This window comes from Asticcacaulis sp. DW145 (genome assembly GCF_037101385.1).
Classification (GTDB): Bacteria; Pseudomonadota; Alphaproteobacteria; order Caulobacterales; family Caulobacteraceae; genus Asticcacaulis; species Asticcacaulis currens.
Genome location: NZ_AP029024.1, coordinates 631982 through 654457, shown reverse-complemented (window position 1 = coordinate 654457; position 22476 = coordinate 631982). Strand labels below are relative to the sequence as shown.

Sequence of the window (22476 nt, the reverse complement as noted above, 5' to 3'; positions counted from 1 at the left end):
CTCAATGGCTTTTCTTGTGAAATTTTACGGGCATTTGGCGTTTAACGCACGCCTTGCGAGGCACCCAGCCGGGTGAAGGGGTCCGGGCGTTTGCACGCCGCGCCCTCTTGCGCCCCCCACAGGCGATCCTGCGGTGCCCAGCCATCGACATTGCCGACCGACACCTTGCAATAACCCTTCTTGCACTTGTCGAGCGTCGCCAGAGAGCGTGGATTAAGCCGCGCCTTGACCTTGGCCGTGGACTTGGCCCCGCTCAGCAGGTCGATCTTCTGCGTGCCCATCGACACCACGCTGCGCTGCGACTTCAGCATCGAGCGGTTCACCCAGGCAATGCCGCCGTCCGGATCGCAGATCATGCGCCATTCGCGGGTTTCGGAAATTATCTGCACCGGCAGATTTTTCTGACGATAGGTCCACAGGACCTTGTTTTCCTTGGTCGGGCCGGAGCGCGCATAGACTTCGTTGGACCGCAGCGACGCCCAGCGCGGCACCGGCTGCTTCGACGGCGTGTCGAAGGCCTCTTCGTCGGCGCTGCCCGCCTGCGCCAGCCCCGTCCCCGTCCCGACAAGGCCTGCCGCCAAAACAACCGCCCTCAGCCACCCCGACTTGACGCGGGGGCACGGCCTATGGTGTGGTGATTTTACTGCAAAAAATGGACTGAACAGGGTCGGCATCGGCAAAAGCGGACGATTGAAGGAGGCGTGGAAAGGTCTCAGACAGTTGCGTCGCAATGCTTCAGATTTGGTTAACCACGCCCTGAAAATCAGCCCCACAGACAGAAATGCCGCCAGAGGGTAAACGCATATTATGAACAAGAAACTGAAGGTCGTCATGACCGTGAAACTGCCCGACGGGGTGGAAACGCGGTTTCGCGAACTGTTCAACACCACGCTCTGGCTCAATAAGGACCCGATGCCGCGCGACAAGATGATCGAGGCGGCGCAAACCGCCGAAGTCCTCGTCTCTTCGATCAACGACCGCATCGACGCGGACTTTATCGACGCCTGCGGCGAGCAGCTCAAGATGATCGCCAATTTCGGCGTCGGCTATGACCATATCGACGTCGCCAGAGCGGTCGAAAAGGGCATCATCGTCACCAATACGCCGGGCGTGCTGACCGAAGACACGGCCGAAATGACCATGGGCCTGATCATCGCCGTAGCCCGCCGTTTCGTCGAAGGCGCTGAAACCGTGCAACGCGGTGAATTTTCCGCCTGGTCGCCGACATTCATGATGGGTCGCCGCATCTATGGCAAACGGCTGGGTATCGTCGGCATGGGCCGCATCGGTCAGGCTCTGGCGCGGCGGGCCCGCGCCTTCGGGATGCAGGTGCACTATCATAACCGCAAACCGGTGTCGCAGCGCATTTCGGACGAGCTTGAGGCCACCTACTGGGACGATCTGGACCAGATGCTGTCGCGCATGGACGTGGTGTCCATCAATGCGCCCGGCGGTCCCAACACCTTTCACCTTCTCGATGCCGAGCGCCTGTCGAAACTTCAGCCGCACGCCATCCTCGTCAACACGGCGCGCGGGCAGATCGTCGATGAAGAGGCGCTGGCGCACCTCCTGCGCGGCAACAGGATCGCCGGCGTCGGCCTTGACGTCTATGAGCGCTTGCCCGGCATCAATCCGGAACTGTTCGGCCTGCCCAATGCGGTACTGCTGCCGCATATGGCGTCTTCGACCATCGAAGCGCGCACCGATATGGGCGACCGGGTGATCCTCAATATCAAGACGCTTCAGGACGGCCACCGCCCACCCGATCGCGTCATCCCGGCGATGCTATAGTTACTCATGAAAGCGTTTTGGCCTGCGGCCAAATACGTTTTTCATGGGTCGAGTATGAAAAAAAGACCCTCGGGGCGGCCCGTCGGGTCTTTTTCGCTTTTTATCCTCTCTCCCCGTGCTCGGGGAGAGGGCCGGGCTGAGGGGCATGAAATGGCAAGTCCCCTGAAAATGCGTCGAAAAAAGTTTTTCACAGCTTTCCGAAAAATGCCCCTTGCAAAGGCCGCGGGCTTTTGTCTATAAGGCGCACCTCTTCGGCGGACACGCCGGTGGATAACAGAAACGAGCGGGTGTAGCTCAGCGGTAGAGCGCCACCTTGCCAAGGTGGATGTCGAGAGTTCGATCCTCTTCACCCGCTCCAATCTGTTTACAAAGCACAAAAGGCCGGATCGCTGATCCGGCCTTTTGTGCTTTGATACCCCCAACCCTTTACCGCTTATCCCCAGTCGCCGGATTGACAGTGTCTGTCATTCGCAGGAGGTTGGCGGGCAGAAAAGGGGGCCTTTCATGACATCGCCGAACACACGTCAGCTTCCGTTCGCTATCGCGTTTAGTGTCTTGTCTTTTATAACCGTGGCGCTGGGGGCGCTGACAATGCAACAGGCGGGGCTGAGCGCCGGGCTGTGGCTGCGTAACCCGGTTGCGTGGCTAATTGGCGGGGGTCTGTTCCTCGGCCTGAGCCGCGTTGTACGCCCGTCCGTGGCGCTTCTCTGGCCCGCCCTTATCCTTCTGGGTCTCTGTTTTGTCTTTCCGGGGCAAGACGGCGTTCACCGCTGGCTTTCCTTCGGTCCCGTTCAGCTCAATGCCGCCGCCCTGATCCTGCCGCTGGTGCTGACCGCCACCCCACCGGACAGACCGTCGCCGCAGTGGTTGATCGGTCTGGGCCTGATCGGCGCCTGTCTGGCGTGGCAGCCCGACCGTTCGCAACTGCTGGCCTTTGGCGTCGCTGCGCTGGTCCTGATCGCGCAGGTTTATGGCCCGCGTGCCCTGCTGTGGGCGGCGCCGGTTGCCGCACTGGCCATTGGTCTGTGCCTGTGGCGGCCCGATCCGCTCCTGCCGGTCGCACACGTCGAAGGCGTGATCCACATGGCCGCCGCGCAGTCGCCGCTGCTGGCCGCCGCCCTGATGGCCGCTCTGGCCCTCACCGCCTTGAGCCCTCTGTGGCTGTGGCCCAACGAAAGCCGTCGCCCGCAGGCCCTGGCGCTAAGCCTCTATTTTGCCCTGAGCGCTGTGGCATGGCTTTACGGAGCCTATCCCGTGCCGCTGGCCGGGTACGGCCTCAGCTTTGTCCTCGGCTGGTGGCTTGGCCTTGCCGGGCTTTTTGCCAGATCGCGCAACGAAACCGCTTAAACACCGCTTGCGCCCCCCCTCAAAACGGGTACGTTTGTTGCAGCCGCTAAGTCCGGTAAAGACCGTCTTGGGCGCATTGTGTGCCGAAACGGGTCAGGTGGGAGTTTGTGCGCGCGATGCTTCTGGAAAGCGAAGCCGATTTGGTTGTGGTTCTGGGCATTCTGGCGGCGCTGCTGCTGGGCGTTGCGATCGTCGCCGGCATTATCGCCATCATCAAAACCTCACAGGTCCGTCAGTTTCAGGACCTTCTATTCAAGGCCGAGCGCAAGATAGATCAGCTTGAGCGGCGCATGTTCAATGTGCTCAACGCCGTGCCGGTGGCGCTGGTCGAAACCGATGCCTCGGGCAAGTTCATCTTCGCCAACAAGACCGCGCACCAGCTTCTGGGCCGTAAGGACAATGAGCTGATCGGTTTGCGTTTCCATTCGGCCACCTGGGGCATCACCTATCCCGACGGCCGCGTCATTCCGCCCGATCTCCTGCCCATTGCACGCACCCTGCGCGGTCAGACGGTGAAGGGCTTTCAGCACCTGATCGTCAATCACGGCAGCCGCACCAAGGTGCTGGTCTCCGTCACCTCCATGCCGATCATGAACACCAATGGCGAAGTGATTGGCTCAACCACGGCACTGGTCGAGATCGAAACTCAGACCGGCGAAGGCGTGGGCGACATCTCCGGCGTGTGGCGCGGTCACTGGTTCACGGCGGCACCGGTCCCCTTCTGGGGTCTGGATCAGAACGGGGCGGTGCTCGACCTCAATCCGCGCGTCGGCAGCCTGCTCGATACACCGCGCGATCAGGCGATGAACGCCAATTGGGCCAAAGTCTTCGTGGCCGATGCCGACTTCCAGAAGGCCGTCGATTTCCTCGCCGACCTGCCGCCCGAAGGTCAGGGCAATGGTCGCCCCTCTTCCATCAACCTGTCGCTGAAGGACGTGCGCGGTCAGACGCACCCGGTCATCCTCACCGCCTGGATCGTCCATACGCAGGACGGCGAAGCGCAGGGCATTACGGTAGCCGCCATCCCGACCACGCAGACCCTTGCGCTCAGCGAAGCCCCCGCCCTGACCGCGCCTGCGGCCCCGGCCCTGTCCGACGATGCGCAGCAGGCGCTCGAAGACCTGCAAAAGGCCGAACTGGCGCGCGCCGCCCTCGGTGTCGGCGTGTGGTCCTACGACCCGGCATCGGATTCGATCGTCGAGGACGAAGGGATGCGCCGTCTGATCGGTCGCGAATTTGACGGTGGCCCGACGCGCATCACGGCCGAAGACCAGTTGCGCGCCAATGAGGTGTTCGGTCAGCTTATGTCGGGGCAGAGCGATACGCTTGATCTCGACCTGACCATTCCGCAGCCGGACGGTTCGGTTCGCCACGTCTCGCTCAAGGGGCAGGCGCAGATGGTCGATGGTCGCCGCGAGCTGTTCGGCGTTGCGCTTGACGTCACCCACGCGAAAGCCGCCGCGACGGTTGCCGTGCCCGTGCCAGAGCCGGTGATTATCGAAGACACGGCGAAGATCGAAGCGCTTCAGGCCGATCTGGCGGCGCTTGACACCGCCCGCAGTGACGCCGAGGCCGAACGCGATGCCCTGCGCGATGAACTGGAAGCCCTGAAAGACGCAGCTTCCAAGGCCGAAACCGCGGAACCCGGCGAAAATCCGGAACTGGAAGCCCTGCGCGCCGAGCTGGAAGCGCTGAAAGCCGAACCCAAGTCGGAACCCGAAGAGAGCCCGCTGAGCGCGGCCCTCGAAGCCTCTCTGGCGGAAATCGAAACGCTCAAGGCACGCGCCAGTGAGCTGACGGCGCTGGAAAACGAACTGGAAACCCTGCGGCAGGATTATGCAACCCTGGCCCAAAGCGCCGCCGAAGCTCAGTCAGATACACGCGATGCTGAAATCGAGGCCCTGAAGGCCGAGGTCGCCGAGTTGCAAGGCCTCAAGGCTCTGGAAGGCGAACTGAGCGCGCTGAAAGACGAAAAGGCCGAACTGGAGGCCGAATTTGCCGCGCTTCAGGCCGCGCCCGCTCCAGAAGCCAAGCCGGAACGCCAACTGAGCGACATCGCCGGAGACCTCAGCCCGCTGCACCGTCAGTGGAAAAGCGACGGCACCCTCACGCGGCTTTCGACCGGCTGGCAGGCCCTGACCGGTTGCGGCGCGCCTGAATTCTTTGGCGAAGGCTGGCTCGACAGCCTGCACCCGGACGATCAGGATCGCATCCATGCCGAGCTGGCCATGCATCTGGCGCAAAAGACGGCGGGTGAACTGTCCTATCGCGTCAAAACGCCCGCCGGTTTTGCTCCGGTGCTGGAACGACTGAGCCCGGTCATGGCGGACGGACAGTTCGAAGGGCTGCTGGGGGTGGCGTTCGACCTGTCAGCGCACCTGCCACCGCCGCCGCCACCGGAAACCGAGGCCGGACCGGACCGTCTGGAATATCTGACGCTGAAAGCCCGCACCGGACAGCTTGAACTGGAGATCGCTCAGTTACAGCTCGCCAAGCTGGAACTGGAGCGTCAGGCCGAACGCCTCGATACGGCACTGATCCTGTCGCAACGCTATGAGACGGTCGGGCGTCTGGCGGGCGATGTGGCCGCCGACTTCTCACAAATGCTGAACGTCATGAACGCCGCGCTCGACATGATCGGGCGTCAGGCCGACAGCCCGGACCTGCGCCGCCTGTCAGAAGCCGCCCTGGCGGCGGGCAAGCGCGGCGAGCGCCTGACGCGGCAATTGCTGGCCTTTACCACCGACGCCAAAGAGAAGGCGTAAGCCGGCGCGGCTGCTATAAAACCGTCGCAAAAACGGCCTATGGGCGGAGGTCTCAACCGTTACGCAGGATCGTTCATGACCGACAGCGCGCCGCTTACCTTTGGCTGGGAAGAATGGGTCGGCCTGCCCGACCTGGCCCTGCCCGCCATCAAGGCCAAGGTCGATACCGGGGCGCGCACCTCGGCCCTGCATGCGGTGGATATCGAGGTGTTCGGCACGCCGGAACGCCCGCGCGTGCGCTTCGTCGTCAATCCCGTGCCCGGCCGCTATGACATCGAGGTCGCCTGTTCCGCCGACCTCAAGGATCAGCGCGAAATCACCTCCTCCAATGGGGAGACGGAGTGGCGCTACGTCATCGAAACGCTTATTTCGATCAACGGGGTCAATCACCCGATAGAGGTGTCGCTGACCAACCGCGCCAATATGGCCTACCGTATGCTGATCGGGCGTCAGGCGCTGGAAAGCCTCGGCGCCCTGGTCGATCCGACGGCGGGGCAACGCCTGCCGGTTCTGTCCTACGACGTCTACAGCCGCGCCGATGCGCCCAAGGCCGTGAAACGCCCCCTGCGTCTGGCCGTGCTGACGCAGGATGCCGGCAACTATTCGATCCGCGCCCTGATCAAGGCGGCGCAGAACCGCGATCACGTCATCGAGGCCATCGAAACCTCGCGCTGTTATATGAACATCAATGTGACGCGCCCCGAAGTGCATTATGACGGCAAGCCGCTGCCGCAGTTCGACGCCATCATCCCGCGCATCGGCGTGCCGATGACCAGCTATGGCCTGGCTGTGGTGCGGCAGTTTGAGACGACGGGCGCCTATTGCCTCAACCGGTCTTCGGCAATCTCCGCCTCACGCGACAAGCTGCACGCGCTTCAGGTGCTGGCGCGCAAGGGCATCCCCATGCCGGTGACGGCCTTTGCCAAATCGCCCAAGGACACCGACTTTGTGGTGCAACTGGTCGGCGGCGCGCCGCTGGTCATCAAGCTGACCAAGGGGGCGCAGGGGCGCGGCGTGGTGCTGGCCGACACGCATCTGGCCGCTGCCTCGGTCATTTCGGCCTTCCGCGACCTCGATGCCGAACTGCTGACGCAGGAATTTATCCGCGAGGCCGACGGCGAAGACCTGCGCTGCCTCGTCATCGGTTCAAAGGTCGTCGCGGCCATGAAGCGCAAGGCCAAGATCGGCGATTTCCGCGCCAACCTGCATCAGGGCGGCAAGGCCCTGTCGGTCGAAATCACGCCGGAAGAAGCCGACATCGCGGTGAAGGCCGCCCGCGCCTTGGGCCTTCAGGTGGCAGGCGTGGATATTCTGCGTTCGCATTCGGGGCCGAAGGTGCTGGAAGTCAATTCCTCGCCCGGCCTTCAGGGGATCGAAAAGGCCTCCGGTGTCGATGTGGCCGACCTGATCATCCGCCATGTCGAGAGCAAGCTGCGCCCGGTCCAGCATCTGCCGAAACAAAACCCGCGCGCCAAACGCCGGGACTGATCCACGCGGAGAGGGGAAGCGTGAGTGAAACGAGCGGGGGTGGGGTGGAAACCCTCTTTCCCCCTGCCCCACTCCATGCCATTTAAGCCCTATGAAGCGCTTTGGCCTGAAGGACGAGGACCTGAAACTGTGGCATCTAGTGACGGCCACGGTGCGTCCGCACGCGCTCAGCAAGAAGAAGCCCGCACCGGTCAAGCCACCCTTCGCCCAACCTGAGATCGAGACGGTTACCATCAAGGGCCTGCCCGAAGGGCAGAACACCCTCTCCGCCCCGCGTATCGAGCGCCCCCTGCCGTTGGTGCCGTTCAAAATCGGTGAGGCCGTGCGCCCACAGAGCGGCTTTCGCCTGAGCGAGGGGACCTCTTTCGCGCCCGACCCGATCGAGCCCAAACGCAAGCGCCGCATCAGCCGCGAACGCGACCCCATCGAAGCGCGCCTCGACCTGCACGGCCTGAACCAGATTCAGGCCGAACAGCGCCTCAAAGCCTTTGTGCAGCAGGCCTGGGCCAATGACTATCGCGCCGTTCTGGTCATTACGGGCAAGGGCATGGCCGAAAACGGCATATTGAAACGCAACGCACCGGATTGGCTGTCCGATCCGGCGCTGGCGCACATAGTGGCCGGGATTTCACAGGCCCACGCCCGCCACGGCGGCTCCGGCGCGCTCTATGTGGCGCTGAAGCGACGTCAGGGCTGAAAGGACTCAGATTAGCCGCGTTCCGTACCGCAATATTCGGCTTCGATATCCCTATAATGGCTCTCATCCGTATTGAGCGGTGTATCGGGGGCCACACTGTTCCTGCGCTCGACAAAGCGCCGGTCGAGCTTGATAGCTTTGCGGATGGACTTGCAGGCCGCAGCCGCATCGCCTCTGGCCTTCTGTGCCTGCGCCTGTTCAAAGGTCGTGCGGGTGCGCTTGCGCAGATCCATTACGACCGCCCAACCCGAACGTTCGGGGCCCGGCTTATACACACCCTCGTTATTCGTGCCGGGTCTGTAGTCACGATCACGATAAACGTTGTCCGGAGACGGGAGGGCGGCAGCGGCCATACGCCCGTCCTGTGCCAGAGCTCCCCCCGCCGAAACCAGCCCCAATACCCCGATTAGACCCCATGCCCTTTTGCGCATGATTCAGCCTCCCTCTTTATGTATGGGGAGGTAATGCACCAACATAAACCATCCCGCTAGGGTGGAGAATGACGTAAGCTCGCGTTTGTGTAAATCGCAATTACTGCACGAAATTGTGTTTTCGTTCGGAAAAAGCGGTCAGATCAGCCCGTTCTGCTTCGCCAGTTCGGCGTAAGAGACCTGCGGGCGCGGGCCGTAGTGGCTGATCACCTCGGCGGCGGCCAAAGCCCCCAGACGGCCGCAGGTTTCCAGATGCAGGCCCTGCGTCAGGCCATACATCACCCCCGCCGCATACTGATCACCGGCCCCGGTGGTATCGACGACCTCGGCCACCGGATAGACAGGGATGTCGTGCGACAGATCGGCCTTCAGCGCCACCGAGCCGCGCTCGGAACGAGTGACGAAGGCCAGATCGGCCTTGGACTTCAGATAGCGCGCCGCCTTGTCGAAATCCTCGGTCTGGAACAGCGACAGAAGCTCGGACTCATTGGCGAAGACAAGGTCGATATGCTGGTCGATAAAAGCCAGCAGGTCGGTGCGCCAGCGATCGACCACGAAGCTGTCCGACAGGGTCATGGCCGTCTTGCGGCCCGCCGACCGCGCGATCTCACAGGCCTTGGCAAAGGCGGCACGGCCCGACGGCGTATCGAACAGATAGCCTTCGAGATAGGTAATCTGCGACGCCCTGATCAGTTGCGGATCGACGTCTTCGGGCTGCACCAGAGCGGCAGCCCCCAGAAACGTCGCCATCGTGCGCTGACCGTCTTCGGTGACATTGATCAGGCAACGGCCCGTGTGGGTCGGGTCGTCGTGCAGGAAGGGCACGTCGAAATGCACGCCGCTCTTTTTCAGGTCGCGGCTGAACACTTCGCCCAGTTCATCGTGCGCTACCTTGCCAATATAGGCCGCCTTGCCGCCAAACGAGGCGACGCCGGCGATGGTATTGCCCGCCGAACCGCCGGATTCCTGTGTCAGGTCTTCGTTATTGGCTTCCGAGCGCGCCACCATCTTGCCATAGAGGTTCAGCGCCCGGTGCTGATCAATCAGCGTCATGCCGCCCTTGGGCAGGCCTTCTGACACGATAAACGCTTCGCTGGCCGGGGCCAGCACGTCCACAATGGCATTGCCAACGGCGGTGACGTCGTACTCAGAAGACATGCGCGATAATCCGGTTGCTATTGGGCGTGTCTTTGCGCAAAAACCGCGCACGGAGCAAGCGAAAATGAAAAAGTCCCTTCTGATGAAGTCACTTCTCATCCTGACCCCCAACCCGGCGCACCCATCGCATCATGGACGCTGGCCCGCCGTGCTGGAGGCCTATCGCGCCGCCTTTGCAGCATTTGAGGTCGAGGCGCAGCCATGGTCGGAGCCTCTGACGCGACCCTATGATCTGGTGCTGCCGCTGGTCGCCTGGGGCTATCACAATGCGCCCGATGACTTCCGCCGCGCTCTGGCCCAGATCAAGGCCAAGGGCTACCGGATGCACAACCCCGCCGAAATCGTCAGTTGGAACGTCGATAAGGCCTATCTGCGCGATCTGGCCGAAGGTGGCATCCGCATCGTGCCGACCCTGTTTACCGACACCCTCACGCCGGAAACCCTCACCCGCGCCCGTGCCGATTTCGGACAGGACGCGCTGGTGCTCAAGCCGCGCATCTCCGCCGGGGCCAAGAAAACCCTCGTCTGGGAAGGGGCCGACGCGCCCGAAGGGGCACCTGAAACGGACGTCATGCTGCAGCCTTTTATGCCCGCCATCCAGTCCGAAGGCGAATGGTCGCTGATCTTCTTCGGCGGCGATTTCAGCCATGCGGTGCTCAAAACGCCCAAGCCGGGCGATTTCCGCTCGCAACCCGACTATGACGCCCATCTGCGGGTGCAGACCCCGCCGGTCGCCGCCGTCGAACTGGCCTATCAGGCGCTGGAATATGTGGGTCAGACCCTGCTCTATGCGCGCGTCGATATGGTGCGCAATGCCGCCGGTGACTTCTGCCTGATGGAGCTGGAGCTGATCGAACCCGACCTCTATCTCAAATACGAAGACACCGCACCGGCCCGCCTCAGCCACGCGGTCGAGCACGCACTGGGGCTATGCGGGCACAGTCACTAACCCACCCCTCGCTTGGGGCATAGGTCTTCGACCAGACAGGCCATGCACTTGGGGCCGCGCGCCGTGCAGGTATAGCGCCCGTGCAGGATCAGCCAGTGGTGCGCCCGCGTCAGCCATTTGCGCGGGATCGAGGCCATCAGTTGCGCCTCGACCTTGTCCGGCGTGGTGGCGCTGTCATCGACCAGCCCCAGCCGGTGCGAGACGCGATAGACGTGCGTATCGACCGCAATGGCCGGCTCGATATGCAGCTCATTGAGCACCACTGAGGCTGTTTTATTGCCCACGCCCGGCAGGCTGAGCAGGTCCGAGCGATTGAGCGGTACCTGACCGTCGAAACGGTTGATCAGGATACGGCACATCTCCATCACATTTTTGGCCTTGTTGCGATAAAGCCCGATGGAGGAGATCATCTGCATCAGCCGTTCTTCGCCCAGATCGAGCATGGCCTGCGGCGTGTCGGCCAGCGCAAACAGCGGCCCGGTCGCCTTGTTGACCGCCACATCGGTCGTCTGGGCCGACAGGGCGACAGCCACCACCAGCGTAAAGGGATTGGAGAAGTTCAGTTCGGTCCTGGGGTCCGGTTGATCGGCCTCAAAGCGCTCGAACAGCTTTTTGACGGCGGCCGCACTACGCATGTGTCGCTTCCGCCGCCATCACATCCTCCCACTTCAGCCATTTCTCGGCGATGGCGGCATTGAGGTCGATACCTTCGGCACGCGCCATCAGCAGCGTCATGCAGATCAGATCGGCCATCTCCATCGCTACCTCTTGCCTGGCCGCTGTGGCGTCGCGCCGCGAACGCCCGGTCATGGCCAGATAGGCCTGGGTAAGTTCGCCCATCTCCTCCTGCATTTTCAGCAGGTGCCAGTCGCCGCTCCGGTCGATGTCATAGACGCGCTCATAGCGGTCGGAAATGGCCTGAAGGCGGTCGATAAAGGGCTCAAGTTCGGGAAGGGGCGCGGTCATGGCGGTATTGTGAAATGATTTCAGCGCCCCCGCAAGACACGCCTTGCGAGGGAAGCATCCGGCGGGCTAAGCCTTTTCCATGATCTGCGTTCTGTTTGTCTGTCTGGGTAATATCTGCCGTTCGCCGCTGGCCGAGGGCCTGTTGCGTCATCACGTCGAACAGGCGGGCTTAAGCGACCGCTTTGTCATCGACTCCGCCGGTACCGGCGGCTGGCACGCGGGCGAAGGGCCGGACCGCCGCTCCGTCGTCGTGGCGGCGCGTTATGGTGTCGATATTTCCGCCCAGTGCGCGCGTCAGCTTCATGGCGACGACTTTTACCGCTTTGACCTGATCCTTGGTCTTGACCGCGATAATGTGCGCAATATCCGCAAAATCGCTCCCGCCGATACGACCGCGACCATCGGTCTTTATCTTGAAGTAGCGCTGGGCCTGACGAAGGATGTGCCCGACCCCTATTACGGCGACACTCGCGATTTCGAAGCCGTCTATCGCCTGTGCGATGAGGCCTCGGCGGCACTGCTGCGCACGTTGACAAAGCGTCCCGCCTAAAGCCACATACGGCACTCTCACATCTAAAGGAGCCGCGTGTGGCCGAAGTCAGCAATGAACGTTTCAGCGAAATGGTCGTCGAACAGATCGAGGTAGCCAACCGCCACCTGCCCGAAAGCGAACCCGGCGTGGCCGGTGCCGCCCTGATGCAGGCGGCGGCGCGCTTTAATGCCTTTGTCTCTTCGCGGCAGTTCGTCAGTGGGCGGATCATGCTGCAAAACAAGGACGCCCATATCGAGCATTATGTGCGTCTGTATAAGCAGTATCTCGAAGAGCAGTTCGCCGACTATGCGGCCAATTACGATGTCTATACCCGTCCCGCGAACAAGGGCTAAGCGACCATGACGTCTCCCGTTTCCAATGAGGTCTTTCGTCAGATGGCCGCCGACCATATCGACCTGACCAATAGCCACGCGCACAACAGCTCGATCGGTGAAGCCGGCGGGGCCCTGCTTCAGGCCGCCACACGCTACACGGCCTTTACCTGCGCCGCTCAAAGCGCCGACAAGACGCAGTTTCTGGCCGCGCGCAAACTCAATGTCGAGCAGTTGACGACGCAGTTCCGCGAACTGTTGCTCAGCCACTATGATGACTTTGGCGACAATTACGAAACCTATCTGAAATAGCAAAAAGCCCCGGAGCGATCCGGGGCCTTTTGTTTACAGAATATAGCGGCTGAGGTCGGCGTCGCCCGCCACCTCGCCCAGACGTTCGCGCACATAATCCGCCGTGATAGTCACGGTCTGGCCCGTCTGATCGGCGGCGGTGAAGCTCAGCTCCTCCATCACCCGCTCGATAATGGTGTGCAGGCGGCGCGCGCCGATGTTTTCCACCTTGGCATTGACCTGCGCAGCCGCCGCGGCCATTTCGGCAATCGCCCCGTCTTCGAAGGCCAGCGTCACCCCTTCGGTGGCCATCAGGGCCTGATTTTGTTTGATCAGATTGGCTTCGGGTTCAGATAAAATACGTCGAAAATCGTCCTGTGTCAGGGCCTTCAGCTCGACCCGGATAGGCAGACGCCCCTGAAGCTCCGGCAGCAAATCCGACGGCTTGGCCACATGGAAGGCGCCCGACGCAATGAACAGGATGTGGTCGGTCTTCACCGGTCCATACTTGGTCGAGACCGTCGTCCCTTCGATCAGCGGAAGTAAGTCGCGCTGCACGCCTTCGCGCGACACATCGGCCCCGCCGCGCTCCTGACGCGACGCCACCTTGTCGATCTCATCGAGGAAGACGATGCCTTCATGTTCAGCCAGCGACAGCGCTTCACGCGACACCGCCTCCTGATCGAGCAATTTGTCCGACTCTTCGGACAGCAGGATCGGCTGGGCCGCCGCGACCGTCAGGCGCACGGTCTTTTGCCGCCCGCCCATGGCCTTTTGCAGCATCTCGCCCAGATTGATCTGATTGCCCGGCTGCCCAGGAATCTCAAAGGCTCCGATCGCGCCCCCCGTGTCGGCGACGGTCAGCTCGACCTCCTTGTCGTCAAGCTCGTTATTGCGCAGACGCTTGCGGAAGCTGTCGCGCGTGGCGGGCTGCGCGGCCGGTCCGACCAGCGCGTCCAGCAGGCGTTCTTCGGCCTGCGCCTCGGCCTTGGCACGCACACCCTGACGGCTCTTGTCCTTGACCATCAGGATGGCCGCTTCGACCAGATCACGCACGATCTGATCGACGTCGCGGCCGACATAGCCGACTTCAGTAAACTTGGTCGCCTCAACCTTGATGAACGGGGCCTGAGCCAGTTTGGCCAGACGGCGCGCGATCTCGGTCTTGCCGACGCCCGTCGGCCCAATCATCAGGATATTCTTCGGCGTGATCTCGTCGCGGATGGCCGCGTCGGTCTGCTTGCGCCGCCAGCGGTTACGCAGCGCCACGGCCACGGCCTTTTTGGCATCGGCATGGCCGATAATATGACGGTCGAGTTCGGAGACGATCTCACGCGGTGAAAAGGTGGTCATTTGGCTTTGCATTCCATTAGCAGGCTGGGCCCCCATTCCGGGCTGATCACTTCCCCATATGGGACGAAACCTGCCTTTTGGTAGGCCCGGATGGCGCGGGCATTGTCCGGGTGCGGATCTGTAACGACGCAGGGAGCCCCTTCGGCAAACAGTTGGACGACGCGCTGACGGATGAAGGCCGTGCCGTGGCCGATACCGACCATGTCCGCCTCGCCGATAATCTGGTCGATGCCGCGCGTCCCCAAGGGGCGATCGAAGAAGTGATGATCGGTATAGAGATGGGGATTATAGTCCTGCATATAGGCAAAAGGCCGGTCATGCAGGCTCACAATCCACGTGTTGAAGTCCGGTTCCTGCAGTATGTCGGCGTCAATAGGCTCCGACGGCCCGCCTGTACCGTCGATCCACCATTGTGCCACATGGGGGCGGGCGATCCAGTCATTGACCAGAGCGATGTCGGCCTCAGTCGGTCGGCGAAACCCGTACATCAGGCGTTCAGTTCCGGTGTGCGCTGCATCAGGACCATGCGGCCGCAGGGCGTCGGGCCGACAGGGACGAAGCCCGCCTTTTCGCTGGCGCGACGCGCGGCGGCGTTGGTCGTTTGGGGGGCCACACGCACGCACAGCGCGCCCTTCTTGAACATGCCGTTGCTGAGTTGGGTCAGGACCTGCGTGCCGATCCCCTCCCCCAGCAGGGCGGCATCGCCGATAAACAGGTCGATCAGAAAGGTGCCCTTCGGCGACTTCGCATGGCAGGGCGTGCCCGGTTCATGATCGGGGTGGCATTCATAGCACTGGGTATAGCCCGCCGGGCGCCCGTTCCAGCTAAAGATCCACGCCGTGGCATTGGCCGCGCCGATATAGGCCAGGGCGTCTTCGACGGCGTCCTCAGCGGTCTGGCCGTCATTGACCCACCACTGGCGCACGTGCGGCGAGGACATCCACAACAGCAGAAGCCCGGCATCGTTATCGGTCAGGGGGCGAAAGGCGATCATACGGTCCTAAAATTCAAAATTGATACTTCTGACGCGCGAAGGTTTCGGAAACCTCATCAAAACGAGGCTGACCACCGCCATGCTGATCACTTTCCGGGTAGGTTTTTTCAAAGTAACGCCCCGTGACGTCATCGTAATGCAGTTCAGACCAGCCGTCGTCAGCAGTGGCCAACTTTCTCACGCTTCCAGCTTTTCCAGAGTGACGCTGTGATTGGTATAGACGCAGATATCTCCGGCGATCTGCATGGCCTTGCGCGCGATCACCTCGGCATCGGGCTCATAGTCCAAAAGCGCGCGCGCCGCCGACAGAGCATAGGTGCCGCCCGATCCGATGGCCGCCACCCCGTCTTCGGGTTCCAGCACATCACCGACCCCGGTAATGGTCAGGATGTGGTTCCTGTCGCCCACCAGCAGCATGGCCTCAAGGCGGCGCAGATAGCGATCGGTGCGCCAGTCCTTGGCCAGATCGACGCAGGCCCGAGCCAGCTGATCCGGATAGAGTTCCAGCTTGGCCTCCAGCCGCTCCAGCAGGGTGAAGGCATCGGCGGTCGCCCCGGCAAAGCCGACGATCACCTTGCCGCCGGCCAGAGTCCTGACCTTCTTCGCGCCGCCCTTAACGATGGTGGGGCCCATCGACACCTGACCGTCACCGGCGATGACCGTCTTGCCATTTTTGCGCACGGCGACGATGGTCGTCCCGTGCCAGTTGGGGAAGTTTTTATCCGTCATGACCGTCTAATTGGCGGTTTCTGTGGGGCCTTTCAAGCCCCGGCGGCGTTTTTGCCGGGACAAGTCGTCCAGCATGGGCACAAGGGCAATCAGACCGAGTCCCAGCGACAGAGGCAACACCGTCACAAAGCCCATATGGCTGAAGCCAAACGCCCCCGTAAGCCCGCCTGCCGCAAAGGCCCCCAGAAGCGACACAAGTAACCGCGCCTTCTTCGGATGAAAGCGCGCCCCGGCGTGGGTGGCATGCCCGAACAGGAAGCGACCGGCCTCTATGCCGAGGTCAGTGATGATCCCCGTCATGTGGGTGGTGCGGATTTCGGCGTGCGACAGCTTGGTCATCAGGCTGTTCTGCAAGCCCATCAGGTAGCACAAAAGCCCGATGGTCAGGGGCAGACTGAGGTTAATATCCCCGATCAGACCCGCAGCCAGCAGACCGAACAGCAGCAGCAACACCGCCTCCAGCCCCAGCGTCAAAGCAAATTCCGAATGCAGCCGCTTCAGCCGCGCCCAGTTGACCAGCAGGCTTGAGGTCACCGCCCCCAGAAAGAAACACAGCACATAGGTGAGCGCCAGAACCGCCGGGCCAAACTTCCCCAGCACCATATCGTCGGCAAAGGAGGCCACCATGCCCGACATGTGCGACGTATAGACGCCGACGGCCAGAAAGCCCCCGGCATTGACCGCCCCGGCGACAAAGGCCAGCGTCACCCCCAGCCGCGCATCGCCCGTTTCCGAGCGCCGTTTGCCGCTGATCTGTCTGAGGGTCCGCCGCATCCAATATCCCTTATATCCTTAAGGGATTATAGGCCGCCGCCCGTTAACGGTAAACGAACAGATGAGGGCTGGCGGGGCGGCACGACGCCCTTTATATCTGAGGTCATGTCCCTGCCCCATGTGCCCCCCGAACTCAGTGACGACGATATTGACCGCTATGCCCGGCACATTGTGCTGAAAGAGGTAGGCGGCATGGGGCAACGCCGTCTGAAAGGCGCCAAGGTGCTGATCGTCGGGCTGGGGGGCATAGGGGCCCCGGCGGCGCTTTATCTGGCCGCGGCGGGTATCGGTACGCTGGGCCTGCTCGATGACGACACGGTCAGTCTGTCCAACCTGCAAAGACAGGTCCTGTACGCCACCAATGATGTGGGGGCGCTTAAATCCGAGGTGGCGCAGGCGCGCCTGTCGGCGCTGAATCCGCACGCCGCGCTGAGCCGGCATCCGGTACGCCTGACGCCCGACACTGCGGCGGAGATCATCAGCGGCTATGACATCGTGCTGGATGGTTGCGACAATTTCGAGACGCGGCATCTGGTCAACCGCACCTGTATGGCATTGGGCAAGACGCTGGTGTCCGGCGCGCTGGGGCGGTTCAGCGGTCAGGTGGCGGTGTTCAAAGGGACGCCCTGCTATCAGTGCCTCGTGCCGGAGATACCGCCGGACGCCGAAACCTGTGAGCGCGTCGGCATTGTCGGCGCTCTGGCCGGGATTATTGGTTCGATGAGCGCGCTGGAGGTGATCAAGCTGATCACCGGCGCGGGCGATCCGCTGATCGGCAATCTGCTGATCTTCGACGGGCTGTCGATGACCTCGCGCGTCATTGCCCTGCCGCCGGAGCCGGATTGCCCGGTCTGTGGAGGGGGCCATGTTTGAATTGACTACCGACCAGCAGTTTCTGTTGCCGTTTCTGGGGCATTTCGCGCTGGTGGCCGGGCTCTATATCTGGCTGACCTGGGAGCGCCAGACGGCGCTTCGCAAGGGGGAGATCAAGCCTGCCGCCTTCGTCAACGCCAATGCCGACCCCGAGCGCTCAAAGCGCGTGGCGCGCAACCTGTCCAATCAGTTTGAACTGCCGGTCTTTGCCCTGTTTGCCGCCGCTGTCATCTATCAGTCGGGCCGCATCGAAGCGATCGACATTGCCGCCGCCTGGCTGTTTCTGATCGGGCGGCTCATCCATACGGGCGTACAGACCCTGACGACGAACGTGCCATTGCGCGGCCTGGTCTTCCTGATCAACTTTGTCGCCGTGGTCATCCTGATGGGGCGCGTGGCGCAGGGGGTGTTTTTATGAAAGCCGCGCTTATTCTGGCGGGCCTGTTGGCCGCCTCCGGTGCACAGGCGCAAACCGTATCCGGCGAAGACCTGTTTGAGCGCTATTGCGCCAGTTGTCACGAAGTGACGGCGGCCAATGGTCAGGGGCCGTCACTCAAGGGCGTGGTCGGCCGCAAGGTGGCCAGCGTGGCGGGCTTTGCCTATTCGCCGGCCCTAAAGGCCGCCGGCGCGAAGGGCCTGCGCTGGGACACCGCGCATCTCGACCGGTTCCTCAGCGATCCGTCAAAGCTCTATCCCGGCACCTACATGCCGCAATCGGTGTCCAAACCCGAAAACCGCGCGGCGATCATCGCGTATCTCAAGGCCCAGTAGAGCCCCCTCCACCCCTTCGGGGTCGCCCTCCCCCGTACGCTTCGCTACAGGGGAGGATGTCAAGCCCATTGGGATACTTCCCAATTAGACATTCCGCACGTTTTCCTGTATAGGCCCCCACTCGCTCCCCGCATCTGTGCCTTTTCTGAGAGTCCCCCCGTGGCCTATACGCTCGACCTGTCCGCCAAACCCGCCGCAAGCGCCAAGGTGAATATCACCGGCCTGACGCGCGATGGCCTGATCGCGGCGCTGAAAGAGTCCGGTGTGGTCGAGGAGCGCAAGGCGAAGATGCGCGCCCAGCAGATCTGGCGCTGGGTGCACCATTACGGCTTCACCGATTTCGACAAGATGACCGATATCGGCAAGGATCAGCGCGGGCCGCTGGCCGAAAAATTCACCCTTGCCCGCCCGGAAGTGGTCGAGCGTCAGGTGTCGAAAGACGGCACGCGCAAGTGGCTGATCCGCATGGCGCCGGGTATCGAGGTCGAAACCGTCTATATCCCGGATGTAGGTCGCTCAGGCGCCCTGTGCGTCTCGTCTCAGGTCGGCTGCACGCTCAACTGCTCCTTCTGCCATACGGGCACGCAGCGTCTGGTGCGTAACCTGACCGCCGCCGAAATCGTGGCGCAGGTACAGGTAGCGCGCGATGATCTGGGGGAATGGCCGTCGCCCAAGGAAGACCGCCGCCTGTCCAATATCGTCTTCATGGGCATGGGCGAGCCGCTGTACAATCTCGACAATGTCGCCGATGCCATCGACATCATTTCGGACAATGAAGGCATCGCCATTTCGCGCCGCCGCATCACGGTTTCGACCTCCGGTGTGGTGCCGGAACTCGACACGCTGGGCAAGCGTACGGCGGCCATGCTGGCCATTTCGCTGCACGCCACCCATGATGAGTTGCGCGACGTACTGGTGCCAATCAACAAGAAGTACCCGCTGAAAGACCTGATGGCCGCCATCCGCGCCTATCCGGACCTGTCGAACGCGCGGCGCGTCACCTTTGAATATGTGATGCTGAAAGGCGTTAACGACTCACCCGCCGAAGCGCGCGCCCTCATTAATCTGATCAAGGGCATTCCGGCGAAGATCAACCTGATCCCGTTCAACCCCTGGCCGGGCACCGACTATCAATGTTCGGACTGGCGGACCATCGAAGCCTTTGCGGCCATCCTTAACAAGGCCGGCTACGCCTCGCCCATCCGCACGCCGCGCGGGCGCGACATTCTGGCTGCCTGCGGTCAGTTGAAGTCCGAGAGCGAGAAGGTCCGCGCCAGCGCGCTGCGCAAGGCGCAGGTCGAAGGTCTGGCCCAGGTCGAAGACGAAACGCCCCATAATGAGACAGACGCGATCGAAACGGAGCTGCCTTACGGCCATCTGGCCTCCGGCATGTAGTTTTGGGCCTGTGTGGCTATAAAAAACGGTCACATTTTCGGCCTTGATCTTGCAACAACCCCGATACAATACTCCTCGTCCGCTTGGGACGGCGGGTGTAATCGGGGCTTTGATTGGCATGATACCGGATTTCCTCAATCTCGATTTTCTGGTGCCGGACGTTTTGCGTCCGGAGGTGCAGGCCTTTGCCTCCGGCTTCCCCATTACCCTGCTGCACGCCGGGGCGACCCTGCTGATGCTGTTCATCGGGGCCTTCATCTATTCGATCCTGACGCCCTATAAAGAAATCCAGCAGATCCGCGACGGTAACTCGGCCGCGGCGGTGGCCTATGGCGGCGTGATCATCGGTCTGGCCGTACCACTGGCAGCGTCGATGGCCGCTTCGACCTCGGTGCGTGAAATTCTGATCTGGGGGGGGGCCACCGTCCTTTTGCAACTGTTCGTCTTCCGTCTGGTGGACTTTCTGCTGGCGGGCCTGCCGCAGCGCATCGACGAAGGCGAGGTTTCCGCCGCCGTGTTGCTGGTGGCGGGTAAGCTGGCCGTCGCCCTGATCCTCGCCGCCGCCGTCGCCGGTTAACCGCAAAGGGGTTTTAGGATGGGCCTGATCCCCGACTGGCTGCTCTACGGTTCGGCAGTGGCGCTGATGGTGATCGTGCCCGGTCGTTGGGCCGACAAATCCATGTCGCCGCCCGCCCCGCCACCGCCCGCGCCCGGCGAAGCGGCCCTGTTCGCCACCTATTCGCCCTTCTCGCATAACGAGATCATCAGCCTGCCGATGATGAACGATATTGATTATCGCGGCACGGCCTTTTCGGTTTCCAAGTCCGGTGAGTGGGTGCTGGCCCGCGAAAGCATCCGCAACTGCCGCTATCCCTTCCTTAATCTGGGTGGCCATCTGGGGGTGCGTATCCGGGTGCAGTATAAGCGCAGCCTCGACAACTATGTGCTGGCCGTCACCGAAAGCGGCGCGCGTCCCCTGCCCTTCGCCGATCCGAAGACGATCAAGCCGGGCATGCGCGGCTTCATGCCGGGTTTTCCGCAGGATCAGGTCGGCGAAGCCACCGGCCGCCTGATCGGGGAAACCCGGCTCAAGACCGGCAAACGCTTTGAGGCGGCAGAGCCCGTTCTGGCCTGGGCCGAGGCCGGACATACCGAGGATGTCTCAGGCAGCCTGAACAAGCTGCTGGGCGGCCCGACCCTCAACGCCCAGTCTCAGGTTATCGGCATCACCCTGAAAACCAAGCCGCGCCGCGGGCGTCTCTATTCCTCGACACCGGCTACTCTGGCCAAGATCGGCAATACGCCGTCGCGTACCTATGATTTCGAGCATGAAGACCTGCTGACGCGCCGCAATTACGGCATCGTCTCCGATACGCTGCGTCGCGATTATCGCGTCGCACAGGTCGGCTGTATTCAAAGCTGACGACCTTATACCTCCCCAGCGTGCTGGGGATGGGGACTGCGCCTGAAAGGCGTGGTGGTGGGGCTTTACCTCCTCTGAGACAAATTACGATTTTAACCGCAATATTCGGGACGTGACGCGCGCGGTCATCCGTGTAAGTCTGCACGCATGATCCCCGGTGACCTCGTCCCCCTTGAACGCGCCCACATGACCGCTCTGGCCGAAGCCGACCCGGCGCTGGCGCCGCTGTTTGCCACCGTGGGCGACCTCAACTTCCGTCACCGGGCCGACGGCTTCGAAGGCCTGCTGCGCCTGATCGTCGAGCAGCAATTATCGGTTAAGGCCGCCGACGCCATCTGGCAGAAGGTGCGCGGCGGCCTGGCCGAAATGAGCCCGGCCCATCTGCTGGCCCTGTCCGATGAGACCCTGCGCGGGCATGGCCTGTCGCGTCCCAAGGCCACATATGCGCGCATTCTTGCCGAAGCCGTCCATGACCGGTCGCTCGATTTCGCGCATGTGAGGGGCCTGGAGGCCGAAGCCGCCATCGGCCACCTGACGGCGCTGAAAGGCATAGGGCGCTGGACGGCGGAGGTCTATCTGATGTTCTGCGAAGGCCGCCTCGACATCTTCCCGACCGGTGACATCGCCTTGCGCGAAGCCGTCGGCTGGCTCGACGGCCTCGATGCCCGCCCAGACGAAGCCTATTGTCGCGAGCGTGCCGTGCGCTGGTCGCCCTACCGCTCGGTGGTGTCGCACGCCCTGTGGGGCTGGTACGGCGCGGTCAAGCGGGGGGAGGCGAGCAAAGCGCTCTGAAGGTCCTTACCCGCGGCTTACACCCGGCTGTAGCTGCGCCATATCGCTCTTACGCAAGGCGGGTCTAGGCTCAGCGCTCAACCTATAATGAGACTGGAGCCGAGGCATGGATATCTATAATTACATCAAAAAAGACCACCGCAAGGTCGAGGACCTGATGGAGCAGGTGGTCAATGCCGCTGATGGCGCGACGCGCCTGCGTCTGTTCAATGAGATCAAAAACGAGCTGACGCTCCACGCCAAGAGCGAGGAAGAGACCTTCTACAAGGCCATTCTGGACGCCACGCGCTCAAAAACCGTCGAGCACAAGATGGACCATGCCAATGAAGAGCATGACGAAATCGAAGCCTTCCTGCAGAAGGTGTCCGGCCTGTCGGCCGACAGCGATCAGTGGCTGCTGCATTTCGGCGAACTGAAGCACGCCGTCATGCACCACGTCGAAGAGGAAGAGGGCGAAATCTTCGAAAAGGCCAAGACCTATCTCAGCGCCGATCAGGCCCGCAAGCTGGCCAAGGAAATGGATGCGCTGAAAAAGGACATGATGGCCGGGGCGTAAGGCTTAATCCCAACACCATCTTTCAAAATGGCCTCCCCGTTCTCAGGGGAGGCCATTTCTTTGCGCTCT

Annotated in this window: 28 protein-coding genes and 1 tRNA gene; 18 read left to right on the top strand and 11 right to left on the bottom strand. The window is 62.3% G+C overall.

What is annotated here, in order from left to right:
* Positions 1-41 precede the first annotated feature (41 nt).
* Positions 42-581 (bottom strand): SH3 domain-containing protein, encoded by a 540-nt coding sequence (locus tag AACH73_RS02970; RefSeq protein WP_272740695.1) that lies wholly within the window; start codon positions 579-581, stop codon positions 42-44.
* Positions 582-804: 223 nt separating this feature from the next.
* On the opposite strand from AACH73_RS02970, the gene AACH73_RS02965 reads away from it, so the two are divergent.
* The 6 genes from AACH73_RS02965 to AACH73_RS02940 all read left to right on the top strand — a co-directional run bounded on the left by AACH73_RS02965 (position 805) and on the right by AACH73_RS02940 (position 8088).
* Positions 805-1791 carry a D-glycerate dehydrogenase gene (locus AACH73_RS02965; RefSeq protein WP_338735715.1) on the top strand — a complete coding sequence of 329 codons (987 nt, stop codon included), beginning with the start codon at positions 805-807 and terminating at the stop codon, positions 1789-1791.
* Between the two features lie 283 nt (positions 1792-2074).
* Positions 2075-2149 (top strand) — tRNA-Gly (locus AACH73_RS02960).
* Between the two features lie 146 nt (positions 2150-2295).
* Entirely contained in the window at positions 2296-3138 is an 843-nt protein-coding gene (locus AACH73_RS02955) for a hypothetical protein (RefSeq protein ID WP_338735371.1), read from the top strand.
* Positions 3139-3254: 116 nt separating this feature from the next.
* A complete protein-coding gene (locus AACH73_RS02950) occupies positions 3255-5903 on the top strand; it encodes a PAS domain-containing protein (RefSeq protein WP_338735714.1) in 2649 nt (882 codons plus the stop codon).
* 75 nt (positions 5904-5978) lie between these two features.
* A complete protein-coding gene (rimK, locus tag AACH73_RS02945; protein ID WP_338735370.1) occupies positions 5979-7391 on the top strand; it encodes a 30S ribosomal protein S6--L-glutamate ligase in 1413 nt (470 codons plus the stop codon).
* A gap of 91 nt (positions 7392-7482) precedes the next feature.
* A complete protein-coding gene (locus tag AACH73_RS02940) occupies positions 7483-8088 on the top strand; it encodes a Smr/MutS family protein (protein ID WP_338735369.1) in 606 nt (201 codons plus the stop codon).
* A gap of 11 nt (positions 8089-8099) precedes the next feature.
* On the opposite strand, the gene AACH73_RS02935 is transcribed toward AACH73_RS02940, so the two are convergent.
* Both AACH73_RS02935 and AACH73_RS02930 read right to left on the bottom strand, forming a co-directional pair.
* A complete protein-coding gene (locus AACH73_RS02935; RefSeq protein WP_338735368.1) occupies positions 8100-8519 on the bottom strand; it encodes a hypothetical protein in 420 nt (139 codons plus the stop codon).
* 138 nt (positions 8520-8657) lie between these two features.
* Entirely contained in the window at positions 8658-9677 is a 1020-nt protein-coding gene (locus tag AACH73_RS02930) for an adenosine kinase (protein ID WP_338735367.1), read from the bottom strand.
* A gap of 64 nt (positions 9678-9741) precedes the next feature.
* Here AACH73_RS02930 and AACH73_RS02925 point away from each other — a divergent pair, with 64 nt between their 5' ends.
* Positions 9742-10626: a hypothetical protein gene (locus tag AACH73_RS02925; protein ID WP_338735365.1), complete on the top strand. Its 885-nt coding sequence runs from the start codon at positions 9742-9744 to the stop codon at positions 10624-10626.
* Here AACH73_RS02925 and nth read toward each other — a convergent pair.
* Entirely contained in the window at positions 10623-11261 is a 639-nt protein-coding gene (nth, locus tag AACH73_RS02920) for an endonuclease III (protein WP_272740702.1), read from the bottom strand. The genes AACH73_RS02925 and nth overlap by 4 nt on opposite strands.
* Positions 11254-11592 carry a phosphoribosyl-ATP pyrophosphohydrolase gene (locus tag AACH73_RS02915; protein WP_338735364.1) on the bottom strand — a complete coding sequence of 113 codons (339 nt, stop codon included), beginning with the start codon at positions 11590-11592 and terminating at the stop codon, positions 11254-11256. The genes nth and AACH73_RS02915 overlap by 8 nt, the downstream gene beginning before the upstream one ends.
* 79 nt (positions 11593-11671) lie before the next feature.
* Between AACH73_RS02915 and AACH73_RS02910 the strand changes: the two genes are divergently transcribed.
* The 3 genes from AACH73_RS02910 to AACH73_RS02900 are packed head-to-tail and all read left to right on the top strand — an operon-like array spanning position 11672 to position 12768.
* Positions 11672-12142 carry a low molecular weight protein-tyrosine-phosphatase gene (locus tag AACH73_RS02910; protein ID WP_272740704.1) on the top strand — a complete coding sequence of 157 codons (471 nt, stop codon included), beginning with the start codon at positions 11672-11674 and terminating at the stop codon, positions 12140-12142.
* A gap of 38 nt (positions 12143-12180) precedes the next feature.
* Complete coding sequence (locus AACH73_RS02905) at positions 12181-12477, top strand: DUF3144 domain-containing protein (RefSeq protein ID WP_272740705.1); 297 nt, start codon at positions 12181-12183, stop codon at positions 12475-12477.
* Between the two features lie 6 nt (positions 12478-12483).
* On the top strand, positions 12484-12768 hold the full coding sequence (locus AACH73_RS02900) for a DUF3144 domain-containing protein (RefSeq protein WP_272740706.1): 285 nt from the start codon (positions 12484-12486) through the stop codon (positions 12766-12768).
* Between the two features lie 33 nt (positions 12769-12801).
* Here AACH73_RS02900 and hslU read toward each other — a convergent pair whose 3' ends face one another.
* Genes hslU through AACH73_RS02870 form a run of 6 tightly spaced genes read right to left on the bottom strand, consistent with a single transcriptional unit; the run spans position 12802 to position 16597 of the window.
* Positions 12802-14100 carry an ATP-dependent protease ATPase subunit HslU gene (gene hslU, locus AACH73_RS02895; protein ID WP_272740707.1) on the bottom strand — a complete coding sequence of 433 codons (1299 nt, stop codon included), beginning with the start codon at positions 14098-14100 and terminating at the stop codon, positions 12802-12804.
* Positions 14097-14588, bottom strand: coding sequence for a GNAT family N-acetyltransferase (locus AACH73_RS02890; RefSeq protein WP_338735363.1), 492 nt, complete (start codon positions 14586-14588; stop codon positions 14097-14099). Before AACH73_RS02890 ends, hslU begins: the two co-directional genes overlap by 4 nt.
* Positions 14588-15094: a GNAT family N-acetyltransferase gene (locus tag AACH73_RS02885; RefSeq protein ID WP_272740709.1), complete on the bottom strand. Its 507-nt coding sequence runs from the start codon at positions 15092-15094 to the stop codon at positions 14588-14590. The genes AACH73_RS02890 and AACH73_RS02885 overlap by 1 nt, the downstream gene beginning before the upstream one ends.
* 13 nt (positions 15095-15107) lie before the next feature.
* Entirely contained in the window at positions 15108-15266 is a 159-nt protein-coding gene (locus AACH73_RS02880) for an Imm27 family immunity protein (protein ID WP_303651385.1), read from the bottom strand.
* A 5-nt stretch (positions 15267-15271) separates the two neighbouring features.
* Positions 15272-15823 carry an ATP-dependent protease subunit HslV gene (gene hslV, locus AACH73_RS02875; RefSeq protein ID WP_290796087.1) on the bottom strand — a complete coding sequence of 184 codons (552 nt, stop codon included), beginning with the start codon at positions 15821-15823 and terminating at the stop codon, positions 15272-15274.
* A 6-nt stretch (positions 15824-15829) separates the two neighbouring features.
* Positions 15830-16597 carry a YoaK family protein gene (locus tag AACH73_RS02870; protein ID WP_338735362.1) on the bottom strand — a complete coding sequence of 256 codons (768 nt, stop codon included), beginning with the start codon at positions 16595-16597 and terminating at the stop codon, positions 15830-15832.
* A gap of 105 nt (positions 16598-16702) precedes the next feature.
* On the opposite strand from AACH73_RS02870, the gene moeB reads away from it, so the two are divergent.
* From moeB to AACH73_RS02830, 8 genes are all read left to right on the top strand, one after another.
* A complete protein-coding gene (moeB, locus tag AACH73_RS02865) occupies positions 16703-17470 on the top strand; it encodes a molybdopterin-synthase adenylyltransferase MoeB (protein WP_272740713.1) in 768 nt (255 codons plus the stop codon).
* Positions 17463-17888, top strand: a complete 426-nt coding sequence (locus tag AACH73_RS02860) for an MAPEG family protein (RefSeq protein ID WP_272740714.1) — start codon at positions 17463-17465, stop codon at positions 17886-17888. The genes moeB and AACH73_RS02860 overlap by 8 nt, the downstream gene beginning before the upstream one ends.
* Entirely contained in the window at positions 17885-18241 is a 357-nt protein-coding gene (locus AACH73_RS02855) for a c-type cytochrome (protein WP_272740715.1), read from the top strand. Before AACH73_RS02860 ends, AACH73_RS02855 begins: the two co-directional genes overlap by 4 nt.
* A gap of 159 nt (positions 18242-18400) precedes the next feature.
* Positions 18401-19636 carry a 23S rRNA (adenine(2503)-C(2))-methyltransferase RlmN gene (rlmN, locus tag AACH73_RS02850; protein ID WP_338735360.1) on the top strand — a complete coding sequence of 412 codons (1236 nt, stop codon included), beginning with the start codon at positions 18401-18403 and terminating at the stop codon, positions 19634-19636.
* Between the two features lie 118 nt (positions 19637-19754).
* The gene (locus AACH73_RS02845) at positions 19755-20213 is read left to right on the top strand and encodes a DUF350 domain-containing protein (RefSeq protein WP_272740717.1); all 459 of its coding nucleotides are present in this window, start codon (positions 19755-19757) and stop codon (positions 20211-20213) included.
* Between the two features lie 18 nt (positions 20214-20231).
* Entirely contained in the window at positions 20232-21059 is an 828-nt protein-coding gene (locus AACH73_RS02840) for a peptidase (RefSeq protein WP_272740718.1), read from the top strand.
* Between the two features lie 147 nt (positions 21060-21206).
* Entirely contained in the window at positions 21207-21851 is a 645-nt protein-coding gene (locus AACH73_RS02835) for a DNA-3-methyladenine glycosylase 2 family protein (protein ID WP_338735359.1), read from the top strand.
* Positions 21852-21957: 106 nt separating this feature from the next.
* A complete protein-coding gene (locus AACH73_RS02830) occupies positions 21958-22407 on the top strand; it encodes a hemerythrin domain-containing protein (protein WP_338735358.1) in 450 nt (149 codons plus the stop codon).
* Positions 22408-22476 lie beyond the last annotated feature (69 nt).

What these genes read in the sequence shown, in the direction of transcription:
- AACH73_RS02890 (WP_338735363.1), bottom strand. Translation starts at nt 14,588, where the DNA reads ATGTACGGGTTTCGCCGACCGACTGAGGCCGACATCGCTCTGGTCAAT.
- AACH73_RS02860 (WP_272740714.1), top strand. Translation starts at nt 17,463, where the DNA reads ATGTTTGAATTGACTACCGACCAGCAGTTTCTGTTGCCGTTTCTGGGG.
- rimK (WP_338735370.1), top strand. Translation starts at nt 5,979, where the DNA reads ATGACCGACAGCGCGCCGCTTACCTTTGGCTGGGAAGAATGGGTCGGC.
- AACH73_RS02885 (WP_272740709.1), bottom strand. Translation starts at nt 15,094, where the DNA reads ATGATCGCCTTTCGCCCCCTGACCGATAACGATGCCGGGCTTCTGCTG.
- moeB (WP_272740713.1), top strand. Translation starts at nt 16,703, where the DNA reads ATGTCCCTGCCCCATGTGCCCCCCGAACTCAGTGACGACGATATTGAC.
- hslU (WP_272740707.1), bottom strand. Translation starts at nt 14,100, where the DNA reads ATGACCACCTTTTCACCGCGTGAGATCGTCTCCGAACTCGACCGTCAT.
- AACH73_RS02855 (WP_272740715.1), top strand. Translation starts at nt 17,885, where the DNA reads ATGAAAGCCGCGCTTATTCTGGCGGGCCTGTTGGCCGCCTCCGGTGCA.
- AACH73_RS02910 (WP_272740704.1), top strand. Translation starts at nt 11,672, where the DNA reads ATGATCTGCGTTCTGTTTGTCTGTCTGGGTAATATCTGCCGTTCGCCG.
- AACH73_RS02900 (WP_272740706.1), top strand. Translation starts at nt 12,484, where the DNA reads ATGACGTCTCCCGTTTCCAATGAGGTCTTTCGTCAGATGGCCGCCGAC.
- AACH73_RS02935 (WP_338735368.1), bottom strand. Translation starts at nt 8,519, where the DNA reads ATGCGCAAAAGGGCATGGGGTCTAATCGGGGTATTGGGGCTGGTTTCG.
- AACH73_RS02835 (WP_338735359.1), top strand. Translation starts at nt 21,207, where the DNA reads ATGATCCCCGGTGACCTCGTCCCCCTTGAACGCGCCCACATGACCGCT.
- AACH73_RS02940 (WP_338735369.1), top strand. Translation starts at nt 7,483, where the DNA reads ATGAAGCGCTTTGGCCTGAAGGACGAGGACCTGAAACTGTGGCATCTA.
- AACH73_RS02950 (WP_338735714.1), top strand. Translation starts at nt 3,255, where the DNA reads ATGCTTCTGGAAAGCGAAGCCGATTTGGTTGTGGTTCTGGGCATTCTG.
- AACH73_RS02840 (WP_272740718.1), top strand. Translation starts at nt 20,232, where the DNA reads ATGGGCCTGATCCCCGACTGGCTGCTCTACGGTTCGGCAGTGGCGCTG.
- AACH73_RS02845 (WP_272740717.1), top strand. Translation starts at nt 19,755, where the DNA reads ATGATACCGGATTTCCTCAATCTCGATTTTCTGGTGCCGGACGTTTTG.
- AACH73_RS02925 (WP_338735365.1), top strand. Translation starts at nt 9,742, where the DNA reads ATGAAAAAGTCCCTTCTGATGAAGTCACTTCTCATCCTGACCCCCAAC.
- AACH73_RS02915 (WP_338735364.1), bottom strand. Translation starts at nt 11,592, where the DNA reads ATGACCGCGCCCCTTCCCGAACTTGAGCCCTTTATCGACCGCCTTCAG.
- AACH73_RS02930 (WP_338735367.1), bottom strand. Translation starts at nt 9,677, where the DNA reads ATGTCTTCTGAGTACGACGTCACCGCCGTTGGCAATGCCATTGTGGAC.
- AACH73_RS02830 (WP_338735358.1), top strand. Translation starts at nt 21,958, where the DNA reads ATGGATATCTATAATTACATCAAAAAAGACCACCGCAAGGTCGAGGAC.
- AACH73_RS02955 (WP_338735371.1), top strand. Translation starts at nt 2,296, where the DNA reads ATGACATCGCCGAACACACGTCAGCTTCCGTTCGCTATCGCGTTTAGT.
- nth (WP_272740702.1), bottom strand. Translation starts at nt 11,261, where the DNA reads ATGCGTAGTGCGGCCGCCGTCAAAAAGCTGTTCGAGCGCTTTGAGGCC.
- hslV (WP_290796087.1), bottom strand. Translation starts at nt 15,823, where the DNA reads ATGACGGATAAAAACTTCCCCAACTGGCACGGGACGACCATCGTCGCC.
- AACH73_RS02870 (WP_338735362.1), bottom strand. Translation starts at nt 16,597, where the DNA reads ATGCGGCGGACCCTCAGACAGATCAGCGGCAAACGGCGCTCGGAAACG.